Here is a 16,660-nt window from a genome sequence, read left to right as displayed (position 1 = left end):
TATCGACAACTGCCAGGAGCATCGCCATGACCGGTGTCCCGCATGCCGAAGCCCGCGCCATCGCCACCCTGCTGGGCGATGCCACGCGTCTGACCATTCTGTGGGCGCTGCTCGACGGCAAGGCCCGGACCGCCAGCGAGCTGGCCTGGGCCGCCAACGCGTCGGCGCAAAATACCAGCATGCATTTGCGCAAGCTGCTCAATGCGGGCCTGCTGCACGTGATCGAACAGGGCCGGCACCGCTATTTCACGCTGGCCAGCCCGCGCGTGGCGATGGCCGTCGAGTCGTTCGCCGCGCTCGGCGCCATGAGCACCGAAGCCCGCGAGGTGCCATCGAGCACGCCCGACACCATGCGTTTCGCGCGCACCTGCTACGACCATCTCGCCGGCGCGCTGGCGATCGATCTGCTGGGCGGGTTGACGCGCCAGGGCCTGCTTGCCGAGACCGAGCGGGAGTTCTCTCTGACGCCGGCGGGCGAGCGCTGGTGTGTCCAGCAGGGTATCGACGCCGGCGCGCTGCGCCGCAGGCGACGGGCCTTCGCCCCCAAATGCCTGGACTGGAGCGAGCGCAAGCCGCATATGGCGGGCAGCCTGGGCGCGGCCCTGCTCGAGCATTTGCTGGCGCACAAGTATGTCGAGCGCACGCGCGAACATCGGGTGCTGCGCCTGACGCCTGCCGGTGCCCAGGCGTTGCGCCCGCTGTTATGAGAAGCCGGGCGAGGCGGCCGCCCGGCGGGCTTCAGCTGACGATGTCGTCCAGACTGAACATCTCGGTCTGGTCGTCGTACGAGAAGATCTCGGCGTAGCGGCCCCAGTTGATGACGGCATCGAGCGTGTCGTCGGCCGCGCTGTCGGACAGAAAATCCTCCAGCTCCTGCTTGAAGCGCACGCGCGGCGCGCGCCGGCCAGGGCGCTCGTTGAGCACCTGTTTGATGCGCGCGGCCAGCGGCACCGAGCGCAGCAGCAGATCGGCGAACAGCATCTTGCGCTCCTGGGTGCCGTGTTCGGCGAAGACGCGCCCGGCGGGGGTGAGCTTGATGTCGCCCTCGCGCACCTCGGCGAAGCCGACCGTCTGCAGGAATTCGGCGACCGGAAAAAGATCGTCGACCTCGAAGTGCAGGCTGCGGGCGATTTCCGGCAAATCGGCATTGCCGTTGTAGGGGGCCGAGGCGACCGTCTCGATAAGACCAGCCATCAGGTTGGTCGAGACCTGCGCCAGGCGGCTGCCCAGCTCCAATGTGGCCCGACGCGCGGCATCGAACGACTGGCGCGCGGTCATGCGTGTGTAGATGTCGTCGACCATCTGGCGAAAACCGGGGTCGAGCCGATTGCGAGGATGCGGGAACGGCACGGTGATCTCGGCCATGATGCGCCCCGGGTTGGACGACAACACGAGAATGCGGTCGCACATGAAGACCGCTTCCTCGATATTGTGGGTGACGATCAGGACCGACTTGATCGGCAGCTTGCTGTCGTTCCACAGGTCGAGCAGATCGGTGCGCAGCGTCTCGGCGGTGAGCACGTCGAGCGCAGAAAACGGCTCGTCCATCAGCAGAATGTTGGGATCGACCACCAGCGCGCGGGCAAACCCGACGCGTTGCCGCATGCCGCCCGACATCTCGCGCGGATAGGCGTTCTCGAACCCGTCCAGACCGATCAGATCGATTGCCGCCAGCGCGCGCGCACGGCGCTCGCGCGGCGGGACGTCGAGCGCCTCGAGCCCGGCTTCGACGTTTTCCAGCACCGTCAGCCAGGGAAACAGCGCGAAGGTCTGGAACACCATCGCCACGCCCTGCGCCGGGCCATCGAGCGGCTTGCCCTGATAGAGCACCTCGCCGCTGGTCGGCTGGATCAGTCCGGCGATGATGCGCAACAGGGTCGATTTGCCGGAGCCCGAACGCCCGAGCAGCCCGACGATCTCGCCTTCGCGCAGCGTCAGATTGGCATCGTCGAGCACCAGCAGCGTGCCCTGCGCCTTGCTGAAACCGCGCTGGACATTCTTGACCGACAGGATTTCCGGTCCCAGCATGGGTTTGGCGGCGGCATTGGGGTTGTACACGAAAAGACTCCTTAATCGAGGCGCAGGCGATTTTCCGCGAAAGCGTACAGCGGACGCCACAGCAGGCGATTGAATAAGGTCACGAACAGCGACATGACGATGATGCCCAGCACGATATGGGCATAGTCCCCGGCCGCCGTGGTCTGCGCGATGTAGGCGCCGAGCCCGTGCGCGGCCACGTGGGTGTTGCCCCAGGATACGGCTTCGGCCACGATGCTGGCGTTCCACGCACCGCCCGAGGCAGTGATGGCCCCCGTCACGTAATACGGGAAGATACCCGGCAGCATGATTTGGCGCCACCACTGCCAGCCGCGAATGCGCAGGTTGGTGGCCGCCTCGCGCAGGTCGTTGGGAAACGCCGAAGCACCAGCCACGACGTTGAACAGGATGTACCACTGCGTGCCCAGCACGATCAGCGGACTGAGCCAGATATCGGGGTTCAGGTGAAAGCGCACGATCACCACGACGAACACCGGGAACAGCAGGTTGGCCGGAAACGCCGCGAGGAATTGGGCCAGCGGCTGCACTTTTTCCGCCAGCGCCGGGCGCAATCCGATGATCACGCCGATCGGCACCCATACCAGCGAAGCCAGCGCGATCAGCAACGTCACGCGCAGCAGCGTAATCACGCCGAGCAGCAGCACGTAACCGATATCGCCCCAGGTGACGCTGCGGCTCATGTAGGAGATCACCCACCCGGCGACCGTCACGGTCAGGATCAACGCGACGCCGCCCCACAGGATATCCCCTGCGCGCCGATTGCCGAGGATGCCGGGCAGCGGCGCGCGCCACGGCGCGCTCGGGCGACCGCCCTGCACCGCGCGCCAGCGCAGCCGCATGAAACGCTGCCAGAGCGCGCCGAACGGCCGCAGAATGAACTGGATCAGACGCGTGCGGCGCACCAGGTTGAGCACCCACGATTCCGGCTCGTCCTGCGCGCTGGTCTGGTCCATGCGGAACTTGTCGGTCCAGGCCACGAGCGGGCGGAACAGCAATTGGTCGTACAGCAAAATGACCACCACCATCGTCACGATGACCCAGCCGATCGCATGCAGGTTGCGCTCGGCGATGGCCTGCGCGAGGTACGAGCCCACCCCCGGCAGCGTGATGGTGCTGTTACCGACGGTGATGGCCTCGGAGGCGACCACGAAGAACCAGCCGCCGGACATGCTCATCATCATGTTCCACACCAGCCCGGGCATCGAGAATGGCACGTCGAGCTTCCAGAACCGCTGCCATGCGCTCAGGTGAAAACTGCGCGCGACTTCGTCCAGATCGCGTGGCACGGTGCGCAGCGACTGGTAAAAGCTGAACGTCATGTTCCATGCCTGGCTGGTGAAGATCGCGAAAATCGCCGCGCATTCGGCGCCGATTACCCTGCCAGGGAACAGCGCCAGGAAAAACGTCACGGTAAACGAGATGTAGCCGAGCACCGGCACCGACTGCAGGATGTCGAGAATCGGCACCAGCACCTTTTCGGCACGCCGATTCTTGGCCGCCAGGGTGCCGTAGGTCAGCGTGAATATCAGCGCGACGGCCATCGCGGTCAGCATGCGCAGGATGGTGCGCAACGCATACCAGGGCAGCTCGGCCGGATCGAGCGAAATCGCCGAGGCCTGCAGCTTCGACAGTGGCTCCCAAGTCTGATGCACGCCAATGCCGATCAGTGCGATCAGCCCGATAATGAGCGGAAAAGCGACGAAATCCCAGCGATTGGGCAGCAATCGCTGGGCCGATGCATTCAGCTGCAAGCTCAATTGAAAGCGCATCTTCAGTCTGGGAAAGGGGGTTGAGGCGGCACGGTGCGCCAAAGCTTGCCGCGACACTACTACAAGTCTGTGACAGTCACAATCGCCGGCCCGATCGGGCCGGCGCAAGGGCTATATGATACTTTCCCGAGCCCCCGATTGACCGATTCCCGTTATTTTTATTGCTTGCGGCCCCGCGCCAAGCCTCGTGGCGAGGCCGCGCACGCTCGTTGCGACGTGCTCCGGGCGAATCCTCGCAACGCACACCACGACCCTGGAAATGGCCCAAAGCATGGGGTTTTCCCGGGGAGAAAGCGACAGCGTCGCCTGCGCGTTTTCCAGGCTCGCCGCGGTTTTCCGCTGCCGTCGGGCGTTACACTGTCGCGGCTGACTGACACTTTTATGAGCCCGATATGACTCAATCCCCCCCGTCCGATTTGCGCAAACAGGATTTCGAGGCGCTCTCGGAATTCCGCTACCAATTGCGCAGCTTCATACGTTTCAGTGAAAACGCGGCCCATCGGGCCGGTATCACGCCCCAGCAATATTTATTGCTGCTGCACATCAAAGGCTTTCCCGGGCGCGAGTGGGCCACCGTGGGTGAACTGGCCGAGCGGCTGCAGTCGCAGCACCACAGCGCCGTGGCGCTGGTTTCGCGCTGCGAGAAGCTGAAGCTGGTCAAGCGCAAGCCCAGCGTCCATGACCGGCGTCAGGTCGAAGTCCACTTGCTGCCGCGCGGCGAGCAATTCCTGTCGGCACTCGCGGCGTTGCACCGCGCCGAGCTCAAAACGCTCGATGGCACCTTCAGGGTACCGCGCATCAATATGTGAGCGGGCGCTCGCATGGCGTGACTTTGCCACCGGACAATGACGGCCGGCGGGGCGGCGGCGAGCCTGTCAGGCGCCCACTCGTTTCATCGCCTCGGCGCGCCGTTGTGTCGCCGCCCCGGTAAGCGCGAAGCCGCGGGTCTGGCCGTCGGGCGTCTCGAACCACTGAACCACGCCGTCCTGTGACGATTCCGCGCTCCATGCGCCAGGCGTCGCCGGCGGCGGATTCAGCGCCACCACCGGGTGGGCCGGGGTTTTCACGATCACCGGCATCGGTGGAAAGCGAATGGCGCTGGACGCACCGGTCAGCGTTTTCGCCAGCTGGCGCGCGGCAAGCATGATCGGCTGCACGAAAAGCAGCACACCGCTGCCGTATTCGGCGCAATCGCCTATCGCAAAGACATCTTGCGCACTGGTTTGCCCGAATTCGTCGACCCAAATGCCGCGGCCCGTGCGCAGACCGCATGCCCGGGCCAGGCCGGTGCGCGGCCGCAGGCCGACGGCCGACAGCACCAGGTCGGCTGCGAGCGTTTGGTCGTCGGTCAATTGCAGGCAAAGGCCGCCCGCGGCCCGCTCGATGGTGCTGACCGCGGTGCCCAGCCGCCACTGCACGCCGGCCGCAGCCAGGGCGTCGCGCAGGGCCTGCCCCGCCGTCGGCGGGATCAGGGTGGCCAGCGGCAATGGATTGGGATCGATGACGTGCGGCGTCATGCCGGCGTGCAGCAGGTCATTGGCAAACTCGCACCCAATCAGCCCCGCACCGATCACCGCGACGCGCCGTGCCGACGCGAGGCGCGTGCGCCAGCGCGCGTAACCGGCCAAATCATTGACCGGCAGGCAACAGGCCGCGCCGTCGCCACCGATCGGCAGGACGATCGGGTCGGCGCCCAGCGCCAACACCAATTTGCCGTAGCCGAATTGCCCGCTCGACGTGACGATGCGGCGCCGCTCGAGGTCGACCGCTGTGGTTTCGGTGTCGGCCAACAGGGTGAGCTCGAGCGAGCGGGCCATTTCGTCGGCGGGCGTGCCGACCAGCATCTCGGGCGTTTTTTTCTGCGCGAGGGCGGTGGACAGCCCCGGCTTGTAATAGAAGTCGCCGCGCTCTTCGGTCACGAGCAGTATTGCGACTTGCCTGTCGAGCTTGCGCACTTCGCGCGCCACGTTGTACCCGGCCAGCCCGCTGCCGACGATGACAATGGGCGCGTTCGCGTTGGCCATGTCCGCTCAGCGCTGCTCGACCATGTCGAATTCGCTCTTGGTGGCGCCGCACTCCGGGCACGACCAGCTCGCAGGCACATCTTCCCAGCGCGTGCCGGGCGCGACGCCCTCCTCGGGCAGGCCCAAGGCCTCGTCGTAGGTAAAGCCGCAAATCGAGCATTGCCAGATTTTCATGGGGCACCTCCTGAGCACGGGCCGCCGGCGGCAGCCTCAGGCCGCGGCACGCTGCGGCGCTCGGGTGTAACGATACATGCCGGCGATCAAATCCGCTTGCGTGATAATGCCGGCAAGTTGCCGGTTCGCATCGAGCACGGCGACGCATTGGCGCTCCGATTGCGCAAACAGCGGCACCAATTCGGCGATCGACGCGTTGGCATCCACCGTGCCGCTCTGGTCGTCGCGCATTACCGTCCGATCAACCGTGGCAATGCCGGCAGCAGTCTCCTGCCAGGGCCGCAGCATAGCGCCAATGAGCCTGGCCGCCCACCCCTCGGTCCGCGCATGGCGCAGGTCTTCCAGCGCGACGCTGCCGATCACTCGACGGCCCACATCGATCACAGGCAGCACCCCGACCCCCTGCTCGCTCAAAAGGCGGCGAGCCGCATCCAGCGTCGCGGTGGCGGGCACGGCACGTATCCGACGCGACATGATGTCGCCGCAGCTGAGTTCGCTGAAGGTGCGCGCATACGCTTGCCACTCGGTCTCGCGCAACAGGGCCTCCAGATCCGCTGGATCGATGTCGAGCCATTCGGTGCGCCGACGCAGCACCGCCTCGACGTCGGCATGCGTGATGCCCGCGGCGACCGGCCCGGCATCGGAAGCCGCCGGCTCCGCGAGTTGGACGCCGCCGTGCGGGTAGCGATGCCCGGTGGCTGCGTGGTAAATCAGCGCGGCCCCGAGCAGGGCGAAAGACTGCAGGGCCACCGGCGCCAGTACAAAGCCGTAACCCATGGCATGGATCGACGGCCCGCCGAGCACGGCGGTCAGCGCCACGGCGCCCGAGGGCGGATGCAGGCAGCGCAGTACCAGCATGACGCCGATTGCCAGCGACACGGCCAGCGCCGCGGCGTCGAGCGGACTGGCGATCCATTGCGCGCACGCGACTCCCACCACCGCGGCCACGATATTCCCGCCGATGATCGACCACGGTTGCGCCAGCGGGCTGGCCGGCGCCGCGAACAGCAATACGGTAGAGGCGCCCATCGGGGCGACCAGCATGGGAATCGCTGTCGTCGAGCCGAGCAGGAAAACTGTCGAGCCGCCGGTCAGGGCGATCCCCAGCAGCGCGCCAAGGCACGCGCGCAGGCGCTCCGGCCAGCGCACGGCGACCTGGCTCGGCACAAAGCTGAGCAACCAGCGCTTGATGCCGGCTTGGGGCTCGGGATACGCCATCGACGAGGGCTCCTCCACTGTGATGCCGCGCCGTGCCGTTCGATGGCATGCCGCGCGGCGAATCCGAGCTGGCATGATGGAAGCCTTTCAATATAATTAAAATTAAATTGTTATTATTGTTTTCATAATGTTTTACTTATAAACAAAACAACCCGACACAGTCGGAAACCGCTCGGGTGGGGATTCTGGCGATCAGCACGCAAGGCGCAACCGTTACAGCGCACACGGAACCGGGTGCGCCGCACGGCAGAGAAAAACCGAAGAGGGAAATGCGCAAGGGGAGCCCGCAGCTCCCCTTGATTGATTTGCAGCTACCCGCGCGACGTTCCGGCGGGTACGCCTGATAGGTATGGGTGGATCGCCGGATATCCGGCGCTCAGTTGCCGGACCCGAAAACCTCCCAATGGATGCGCTCGGGATCCACGCCGCGCGCCAGCAAGCCGTCGCGCTGCGCCTGCATGAACGGCAACGGACCGCACAAATAGTAGTCGGCCTGCGGCATCAGCAAGGCTTCGCCCAACGCGTCGAGATCGACGAGACCGGCGAAGTCATGATCCCGCCCGCGCACATCCTGGGGCGTGACGGTTTCGTAAAACACCGCACGCGTGACTTGCGGGCATTCCTCGACGATGCGGTTCAGGCGCGTTTTCATGGCATGCACTTGAGCGTCGCGGCAAGCGTGCACGAACAGCACGGGCCGCTGGCTGCCTTGCCATACCAGCGCATTGAGCATCGACATCATCGGCGTGAGTCCCACACCGCCGCTGATCATGACGATCGGCGTATCACGGGATTCGTCCAGATAGAAATCGCCATACGGCGCGCTGACGTGCAGCTCGTCCCCTTCATTGAGGTTGGCGTGCAGCTCGCTCGATACCCATCCCGCCGGCCGTTGCGCAGCCGCGTCGCCGTCTTCACGCTTGACCGAAATGCGCAGCCAGCGGCCATGAGGGGCGTCCGACAAACTGTATTGGCGGGGCTGTTCCAGCTCGAGGCCGGGGATATGCCGCTTGACGCTGACGTACTGCCCGGGGCGAAACGTCGGCAAGGCGCTGCCGTCGGAAGCCACCAGATAAAACGACGTGATCTCGCTGCTCTCCCGAACTTTTCGCTCCACTTTCAATTTGCGCCAGCCGCGCCAGCTGCCGGGCACGGCATCGTTTGCCTCATACAACGAGGCTTCCTGCGCGATCAATAGATCGGCCAGCTGTTCGTAAGCGGCCTTCCAGGCGTCGAGAATCTCGTCGGTCGCCGCCTCGCCCAATACCTCGCGAATCGACGCCAGCAGATGGGTGCCCACGATCGAATATTGGGCCGGCTCGATGCCCAGGCTCACATGCTTGTGCGCGATGCGGGTCAATGCCGCTTCCAGCACGCCTGGATTCGCAATGTTGCGCGCATAGGCATACACGGCGCCGGCCAGCGCGCGTTGCTGATTGCCGCTGGCCTGATGTCCCTGATTGAAGATGTTCTTCAGCTCGGGGTGATGCGTGAACATGCGGCGATAAAAGTGCCGCGTAATGTCTTCGCCGTGAACTTCCAAAACGGGGACGGTTGCTTGCACCACGGCGATTTGTTCGGGAGTCATCATCGGTTCCTTTTGTAAATAGGCATGTTATATGCATATTAAATGGAACGTCCTGCGTTTGTCCCTGTGACAGAGTGCCGCACCCCTGCCGTGAACACATGAAAACCGCGGTTTTTGCGGCATTTTCGCAAATGCGGCATCAACTTTGATATTTGTCATGGCGCGATATAACCATCTCGGTAGCCTTTAAAAAAGCAAATTGCGCTACCTCGGCTACACCGGGTTCTCCCGAACCCGGGCCGTCAACCAAGCACAGGGGCCACTGCCCCGGAAACAGACCCTGACCAGATATTCAGCGAGGAAGAAAATGGCATCTTCATCTCCGGGCACTCATGACATTCATGGCAGTGCGAAACGCTCCCTGATCGGAGCGACGATCGGATTTTTCATCGGCTTCGGTGCGGTCTCGCTGTTCGGCCCCACCGCACGCAGCTTCATCGAGGTCATGAAGCTCGGCCCATCGCAAGTCGGATTTCTGGTGGCGATGCCGATGCTTACCGGCTCGCTCCTGCGCATTCCGTTCGGCGCCTGGGTCGACCGCAACGGCGGCAAGCTGCCGTTCCTGGTGTTGCTGCTCGCCTCGGTGGTCGGCATTGCCGGACTTTACTGGATGCTCCTGACGCTTTACCCGAACAATCTGACCCAGGCGCACTACCCGCTGCTGCTGTTCTTCGGCGCGCTGGGCGGGTGCGGCATAGCGACGTTCTCCGTCGGTATCGGGCAGGTCTCCTACTGGTTTCCGAAGTCCGAGCAGGGCAAGGCTCTGGCCATCTACGCCGGGTTGGGCAACACCTCGCCGGGGTTGGTCGCGATCCTGCTGCCGCTGATCATTGCCGCCGGCGGCTTGTGGGTAGGCTACCTGGTCTCGCTGGCCATCGTGCTCGTCGGTATCGTGCTGTATCTCTTCCTTGGTTACAACGCGCCGTATTTCCAGCTGCGTGGCCAGCAGGACCTGCCGGTCGCCGAAGCGCAAGCACTGGCGAAAACCCACGGCCAGGAGATGTTCCCGGCAACCAGTGTGCTGCGCACTCTGCTCGATTCGGCGGCCAGCTGGCGTACCTGGCCTCTGGTAGCGCTGTATTTCACTTCCTTCGGTGGCTTCCTTGCGCTGACGGCCTGGCTGCCCACTTTCTGGACGTCCTTCTACAAGGCGCCGGGCTGGGTCGCCGTGGCACTGACCGCCGGTTTCTCGCTGTTCGCCTCCATCATCCGCGTGCCTGGCGGCAGTTGGTCGGATCGCTTCGGCGGAGAAAAGGTCGCGCTGGCGTCCTACACGACAGTGCTGGTTGGCGCGGTGCTCATGACCGTCTCGCAAGACTTCTGGCTGACGGTCACCGGTGAGTTCCTGATCGGCGCCGGCATGGGCGTGGCCAACGCGGCAGTCTTCAAGCTGGTGCCCCATTACGTTCCGGATGCGGTCGGCGGCACAGCCGGCTGGGTCGGCGGGTTGGGTGCGCTCGGCGGCTTCGTGGTACCCCCGCTGCTCGGGCGGGTCGCGCAATCGATGGGCCACATCGGCTATGCGCGCGGCTACATGGTTTATATCGTCCTGGCCATCGCAAGCCTGGCGCTGACATGCCTGCTCTACGTCAAGCGCAACGATGTCAAGCCGCGCGTGGTCGGCAGCGTTGCCCGAGCGGCGGCCGGTTCACGCGCCGGCGCGTGAGCGGTATGCCCGTATCCGTGCGGCGGCCGCGTGTGAGCCGCACGGCCCACGGATCGACCGCCACCTTCTACTTCACACACCCTGCCCACCCGAAGGCAACGACCTGAGATACCTATGAGCCACTTTCTGGATAGATTGCGCTACTTTTCCTCGGCCCGGCCCAAATTCTCCGACGGTCATGGGATGACCACCCAGGAAGACCGCAAATGGGAAAACGGTTACCGGCAGCGCTGGCAACATGACAAAATCGTCCGCTCGACCCATGGTGTCAATTGCACCGGTTCGTGCTCCTGGAAGATTTACGTCAAGAACGGCATCGTGACCTGGGAGACCCAGCAGACCGACTATCCGCGCACCCGCGCCGGCATGCCGAATCACGAGCCGCGCGGCTGCGCGCGCGGCGCCTCGTATTCCTGGTACCTGTACAGTGCCAACCGCCTCAAATACCCGCTGGTCCGAAGCGCCTTGCTCACGCAGTGGCGCGAGAAGCGGCTGAGCATGGAGCCGGTCGAAGCCTGGCGTGCGATCGTCGACGATCCCACAGCCCGTGCTTCATACGTGCGGCGTCGCGGCCTGGGCGGTTTCGTGCGCGCGAGCTGGGACGAGGTCAACGAGATCGTCGCCGCGGCCAACGTGCATACCGTCAAAAAATATGGTCCCGACCGGGTCATCGGCTTCTCGCCGATTCCGGCCATGTCGATGGTTTCATACGCAGCCGGCAGCCGCTATCTCTCGCTGATCGGCGGTGTCGGCCTGAGCTTCTACGACTGGTACTGCGATCTGCCGCCCGCCTCGCCGCAAACGTGGGGTGAACAGACCGACGTACCTGAGTCGGCAGACTGGTACAACAGCACCTTCATCATGATGTGGGGCTCCAACGTACCGCAGACCCGCACGCCGGACGCCCACTTCATGACCGAGGTGCGCTACCGCGGCACCAAGGTCGTTTCGGTGTTTCCCGACTACGCCGAGGGAGCGAAGTTCGGCGATATCTGGCTGCACCCCAAGCAAGGCACCGATGCGGCGCTCGCGCTGGCGATGGGGCACGTCGTACTCAAAGAGTTTCATGTGGCTGCCAAGAGCGAGTATTTCGCCGAATACTGCCGCCGCTACACCGACATGCCTCTGCTGGTACGCGTGGTAAAGCAGGGCAACCATTACGTGCCGGAGCGGATGCTGCGTGCCGCGGAATTCGACGATGCGCTCGGCCAGGACAACAACGCGGACTGGAAGACTGTCGCGTTCGACGAACTGAGCGGCAAGCCGGTGGCCCCGCTCGGTTCGATCGGCTTTCGCTGGGGACAGAAGGAAGGCGGCGACGCCGGCAAATGGAACCTGAAGGAAGAAGACGCGCAAGGACAGCGGATCCGTCCGGCAATGTCCTTCGTTGCCGCGCATGACGAGGTGGTCGACGTCGCCTTCCCGTATTTCGGCAACGTCGAGCACACCCACTTTGCCCACACCGGGCACGACAGCGTACTGCCGCGCCGTATCGGCGTACGCAGGGTGCAAACGCGCAATGGCGAAGTGCTGGTCGCCACGGTGTATGACCTGTTCGTGGCCAATTACGGCGTGGACCAGGGGCTCGGCGGCCCGAACGTGGCCGGCAGTTTCGACGACGACGTGCCATACACGCCCGCATGGCAGGAAAAGATCACCGGCGTCAAACGTCAGGACGTCATCGCCGTGGCGCGCGAATTTGCCGACAATGCCGACAAGACGCAGGGCAAATCGATGGTGATTCTCGGCGCCGGCCTGAACCACTGGTTCAACATGGACATGAGCTATCGCGGGATCATCAACCTGCTCATCATGTGCGGCTGCATCGGGCGCTCAGGCGGGGGCTGGTCGCATTACGTCGGCCAGGAAAAGCTGCGGCCGCAGACCGGCTGGCTGCCGCTGGCGTTCGGCACCGATTGGTATCGGCCGAACCGGGTCATGAACGGCACGTCGTTTTTCTATGCGCACACCGACCAGTGGCGCTACGAAACGATGAAAATCAGCGATCTTCTGTCGCCGCTGGCCGGACAACCCGCGCACTCCGACAGTCCGATCGATTACAACGTGCGTGCCGAGCGCATGGGGTGGCTGCCCTCCGCGCCGCAGCTCAAGACCAATCCGCTCGATATCGGCCGCGCGGCCGGCGCGGCCGGCGCCGCCGCTTATGTCGCGCAGGCGCTCAAGGACGGCTCGCTGGAAATGTCCTGTGTCGATCCGGATGCGCCGGAGAACTTCCCGCGCAATCTGTTCGTGTGGCGCTCCAACTTGCTCGGATCGTCGGGCAAGGGGCACGAATACTTCCTCAAGCACCTGATTGGCGCCGAACATGGCGTGCAGGGCAAGGACCTCGGCGCCACCGCGGGCGTTCTGCCCAAGGAAGTCAAGTGGCACGATCAGGCGCCTGAAGGCAAGCTCGATCTGGTCGTGACGCTGGACTTCCGGATGTCGACCACCTGCCTGTACTCGGATGTCGTGCTGCCCACGGCAACCTGGTACGAGAAGGACGACATGAACACGTCCGACATGCACCCGTTCATTCACCCGCTGTCGGCAGCGGTCGATCCCGCATGGCAGGCCAAGAGCGATTGGGACATCTACAAGGGCATTGCCCGCGAATTTTCCGCGCTCGCGCGCGGCCACCTGGCCGTCGAGCAGGACGTGGTGCTCTCGCCGCTGCAGCATGACAGCGCCGGGGAGATTGCCCAGAACGGCGAAATCGCCGACTGGGGACACGGCGAATGCGAACCGATTCCCGGCAAGACAATGCCCAATGTGACGGTGGTCAAGCGCGACTACCCGAACATTTACCGCCAATTCACCTCGCTTGGTCCGCTGCTGGATTCGCTGGGCAACGGCGGCAAAGGCATCAACTGGCAAACCGGCGACGAGATCGAGCAGTTGCGCGACCTGAACTCCCCGGTCAGAGACGAAGGCATCTCGCAGGGCCGGCCCCAGATTCTTTCCGGCATCGACGCGGCCGAAGTGATCCTGTCGCTGGCCCCCGAAACCAATGGCGGCGTTGCCGTCAAGGCCTGGCAAGCGCTGTCGGCCCGCACCGGGATCGACCACACGCACCTCGCCCGCGCCAGGGAGGACGAACGCATCCGCTTTCGTGACATTCAGGCGCAACCGCGCAAGATCATCTCGTCGCCGACCTGGAGCGGTATCGAATCCGAGCATGTGTCCTACAACGCCGGCTACACCAACGTGCACGAGCTGATTCCATGGCGCACCCTGTCGGGTCGCCAACAGCTTTACCAGGATCACCCCTGGATGCGCGATTTCGGCGAGGCGCTATGCGTCTACAAACCGCCGGTCGACACGCGCAGCATCGGTCAAACATCCGGTGAACGCTCAAACGGCAACCCCGAAATCGCGCTGAATTTCCTCACGCCGCACCAGAAGTGGGGAATTCACAGCACCTATACCGACAATCTGCTGATGCTCACGCTTTCGCGCGGCGGCCCGATCGTCTGGATCTCGGAAATCGACGCAAAGAAAATCGGCGTGGTCGACAACGACTGGATCGAGGCGTTCAACCTGAACGGCTCGCTGGCAGCACGCGCGGTGGTCAGCCAGCGCATTCCGGCCGGCGCGGTATTCATGTATCACGCGCAGGAAAAGATCATCAATACGCCCGGCACCGAAGTCAGCGGCGTACGCGGCATTCACAACTCGGTAACCCGGGTCTTGCTCAAGCCGACCCACATGATCGGCGGCTACGCGCAGCTGTCCTACGGTTTCAACTATTACGGCACGGTCGGCGCCAATCGCGACGAATTCGTCATCGTCAGGAAAATGGCAACGATCGATTGGAAAGACGGCACGTCCCCCACTCGAATGTCTGCGCCGGTGCAGACGTCGAGCGATGGCCGGTCAGGAGAAAAGCAATGAAAATTCGCGCACAAATCGGCATGGTCCTGAATCTGGACAAATGCATCGGCTGTCACACCTGCTCAGTCACCTGCAAGAACGTCTGGACATCGCGCGAGGGCATGGAATACGCGTGGTTCAACAACGTCGAGACCAAGCCCGGCATCGGCTATCCGAAGGACTGGGAAAACCAGGACCGCTGGCAGGGCGGCTGGAAGCGCAAGGCGAACGGCAAGATCGACCTGCGCGCCGGCAGCAAATGGCGTGTATTGGCGAACATCTTCGGCAATCCGAATCTGCCGGAAATCGACGACTACTATGAGCCGTTCACCTTCGATTATGCGCACCTGCAGGAGGCGCCGGCCAGCAAGGGCAGTCCGGTCGCCCGCCCGCGCTCGCTGATTTCCGGCGAGCGGATGGAGAAGATCGAATGGGGCCCGAACTGGGAAGAGATTCTCGGCGGTGAATTCGAAAAGCGCAAGCAGGACTACAACTTCGATCAGGTGCAGACCGACATCTACGGCGAGTTCGAAAACACCTTCATGATGTACCTGCCCAGGCTTTGCGAGCACTGCCTGAACCCGGCCTGCGCGGCTTCCTGCCCTTCCGGCGCGATCTACAAGCGCGAGGAAGACGGCATCGTGCTGATCGATCAGGACAAATGCCGGGGCTGGCGCATGTGCGTGTCGGGCTGCCCTTACAAGAAAATCTATTACAACTGGCAAAGCGGCAAATCGGAGAAATGCATTTTCTGCTATCCGCGTATCGAAGCCGGCCAGCCGACGGTCTGCTCCGAAACCTGCGTGGGCCGGATTCGCTATCTCGGCGTGCTGCTGTACGACGCCGACCGCATCGAAGAAGCGGCCTCGGCAACCGATCCGCAGGATCTGTACGAAGCTCAGTTGTCGATCTTCCTCGACCCGAACGATCCGGCGGTGCGCGAGCAGGCCGAACGCGACGGCGTGCCGGCAAGCTGGCTCGAGGCGGCACGTCATTCGCCGGTCTACAAGATGGCCATGGAATGGAAAATCGCCTTCCCGCTGCACCCTGAATACCGGACCTTGCCGATGGTCTGGTATGTGCCGCCGCTCTCGCCGATCAATGCGGCGGCCAATGACGGACGGCTCGGCATGAACGGTCTGCTGCCCGATGTCGATGCCCTGCGCATTCCGCTGCGCTATCTCGCCAACTTGCTCACGGCGGGTGACGAAGCCCCAGTGAAGTTCGCGCTCAAGCGTTTGCTGGCAATGCGCGCCTTCATGCGCGAGCGGCACGTCGAGCGCCGCGACACGCCGGCCCTGCTCGACGATGTCGCCCTGGACGTGGCTCAGGTCGAGGAAATGTACCGGTACCTGGCGATCGCCAACTACGAGGATCGCTTCGTGATTCCGACCGCGCATCGGGAATATGCGGAGAACGCCTTCGAGTTGCGTTCCTCATGCGGCTTCTCGTTTGGCAACGGCTGCTCGGGCGGCACCAGCGAAGGCAGCCTGTTCGCCGGCAACAAGGGGCCGTCGGCTCAGCGCAAGACGATTCCAATACACTCGGTGGAGAAATGATGGCTCAGCATAATCGATTGTTATTGAGCATGCTCAGCGCCCTGCTCGACTATCCCGATCAGGCCCTGCTCGACTCGCTGGGCGAAATCCGCGCGGCACTGGCCGGCGCTGATGCGCTGCCACCCGTCGTGCGCGCTGACCTGGACACGCTACTCGATCAACTGTCGGCAAGAACGCTCATCGAATCGCAGGAAGATTACGTCGACACCTTCGATCGCGGCCGCGCCGCGTCGCTCTATCTGTTCGAGCACGTGCACGGCGAATCGCGCGAACGGGGCCAGGCGATGGTCGATTTACTGACCACCTACGAGGCCCACGGGCTGGCGCTGGCCAACGGCGAGCTGCCCGACTATTTGCCGGTATTCCTGGAGTTTCTCGCCCAGCTCGAGCACGACGAAGCGCAAGCGCTGCTTGGCGAAATCAGTCATATCGTGAGCAATCTGGCGAATGCGCTCAGTGCCCTGGGCACACCATACGCGGCGGCGGTCGACGCAGTCCTGGCGCTCGCCGGCGAGCTCCGGGAACGGGGCGCCGCTGAGGAAGTTGCCGGCGAGTCGACTGAGCCGGACCACGCAGCGCTCGACCGCGAATGGGAAGATCCGCCGGTGAGTTTTCTGGGCGCGCCGGGCGCGCTGGGGGCGACACCGCAACCCGTGCACTTTTATGACAAACGGCCCGCGCGATAACTCGGCCGCCATCGTGGAGCGGCATCGGCAATGCCGCCCTGACCG

At 63.9% G+C, this 16,660-nt stretch carries 12 protein-coding genes; 6 read left to right on the top strand and 6 right to left on the bottom strand.

Annotated elements, in window-relative coordinates:
- Nucleotides 1-26: 26 nt before the first annotated feature.
- On the top strand, nucleotides 27-707 hold the full coding sequence (locus PATSB16_RS01345) for an ArsR/SmtB family transcription factor (RefSeq protein WP_047216103.1): 681 nt from the start codon (nucleotides 27-29) through the stop codon (nucleotides 705-707).
- A gap of 31 nt (nucleotides 708-738) precedes the next feature.
- Here the strand turns inward: PATSB16_RS01345 and PATSB16_RS01340 are convergent, their stop codons facing one another.
- Nucleotides 739-2,028, bottom strand: coding sequence for an ABC transporter ATP-binding protein (locus PATSB16_RS01340; protein WP_072628694.1), 1,290 nt, complete (start codon nucleotides 2,026-2,028; stop codon nucleotides 739-741).
- A gap of 41 nt (nucleotides 2,029-2,069) precedes the next feature.
- Nucleotides 2,070-3,827: an ABC transporter permease gene (locus PATSB16_RS01335; RefSeq protein WP_156884544.1), complete on the bottom strand. Its 1,758-nt coding sequence runs from the start codon at nucleotides 3,825-3,827 to the stop codon at nucleotides 2,070-2,072.
- Between the two features lie 392 nt (nucleotides 3,828-4,219).
- Between PATSB16_RS01335 and PATSB16_RS01330 the strand changes: the two genes are divergently transcribed.
- A complete protein-coding gene (locus PATSB16_RS01330) occupies nucleotides 4,220-4,636 on the top strand; it encodes a MarR family winged helix-turn-helix transcriptional regulator (protein WP_047216101.1) in 417 nt (138 codons plus the stop codon).
- A gap of 66 nt (nucleotides 4,637-4,702) precedes the next feature.
- Here the strand turns inward: PATSB16_RS01330 and PATSB16_RS01325 are convergent, their stop codons facing one another.
- The 4 genes from PATSB16_RS01325 to hmpA form a co-directional block, all read right to left on the bottom strand.
- The gene (locus PATSB16_RS01325; protein ID WP_047216100.1) at nucleotides 4,703-5,851 is read right to left on the bottom strand and encodes an NAD(P)/FAD-dependent oxidoreductase; all 1,149 of its coding nucleotides are present in this window, start codon (nucleotides 5,849-5,851) and stop codon (nucleotides 4,703-4,705) included.
- 6 nt (nucleotides 5,852-5,857) lie between these two features.
- Nucleotides 5,858-6,025: a rubredoxin gene (locus PATSB16_RS01320; protein WP_047216099.1), complete on the bottom strand. Its 168-nt coding sequence runs from the start codon at nucleotides 6,023-6,025 to the stop codon at nucleotides 5,858-5,860.
- A gap of 36 nt (nucleotides 6,026-6,061) precedes the next feature.
- Nucleotides 6,062-7,243: an HPP family protein gene (locus PATSB16_RS01315; protein ID WP_047216098.1), complete on the bottom strand. Its 1,182-nt coding sequence runs from the start codon at nucleotides 7,241-7,243 to the stop codon at nucleotides 6,062-6,064.
- Between the two features lie 376 nt (nucleotides 7,244-7,619).
- Entirely contained in the window at nucleotides 7,620-8,834 is a 1,215-nt protein-coding gene (gene hmpA, locus PATSB16_RS01310) for an NO-inducible flavohemoprotein (protein WP_047216097.1), read from the bottom strand.
- A gap of 304 nt (nucleotides 8,835-9,138) precedes the next feature.
- On the opposite strand from hmpA, the gene PATSB16_RS01305 reads away from it, so the two are divergent.
- The 4 genes from PATSB16_RS01305 (at nucleotide 9,139) to narJ (ending at nucleotide 16,615) form a co-directional block, all read left to right on the top strand.
- Nucleotides 9,139-10,497, top strand: coding sequence for an MFS transporter (locus PATSB16_RS01305; RefSeq protein ID WP_047216096.1), 1,359 nt, complete (start codon nucleotides 9,139-9,141; stop codon nucleotides 10,495-10,497).
- A 114-nt stretch (nucleotides 10,498-10,611) separates the two neighbouring features.
- The gene (locus PATSB16_RS01300) at nucleotides 10,612-14,391 is read left to right on the top strand and encodes a nitrate reductase subunit alpha (RefSeq protein ID WP_047216095.1); all 3,780 of its coding nucleotides are present in this window, start codon (nucleotides 10,612-10,614) and stop codon (nucleotides 14,389-14,391) included.
- Nucleotides 14,388-15,929 carry a nitrate reductase subunit beta gene (narH, locus tag PATSB16_RS01295; protein WP_047216094.1) on the top strand — a complete coding sequence of 514 codons (1,542 nt, stop codon included), beginning with the start codon at nucleotides 14,388-14,390 and terminating at the stop codon, nucleotides 15,927-15,929. Before PATSB16_RS01300 ends, narH begins: the two co-directional genes overlap by 4 nt.
- Nucleotides 15,926-16,615 carry a nitrate reductase molybdenum cofactor assembly chaperone gene (gene narJ / locus PATSB16_RS01290; RefSeq protein WP_047216093.1) on the top strand — a complete coding sequence of 230 codons (690 nt, stop codon included), beginning with the start codon at nucleotides 15,926-15,928 and terminating at the stop codon, nucleotides 16,613-16,615. Before narH ends, narJ begins: the two co-directional genes overlap by 4 nt.
- The last annotated feature ends 45 nt before the right edge of the window (nucleotides 16,616-16,660 follow it).

The sequence above is a fragment of the Pandoraea thiooxydans genome (assembly GCF_001931675.1).
GTDB classification, from domain to species: Bacteria; Pseudomonadota; Gammaproteobacteria; order Burkholderiales; family Burkholderiaceae; genus Pandoraea; species Pandoraea thiooxydans.
The sequence above is the reverse complement of the archived record's forward strand: the minus strand, read 5'-3'. Positions and strand labels throughout refer to the sequence as shown.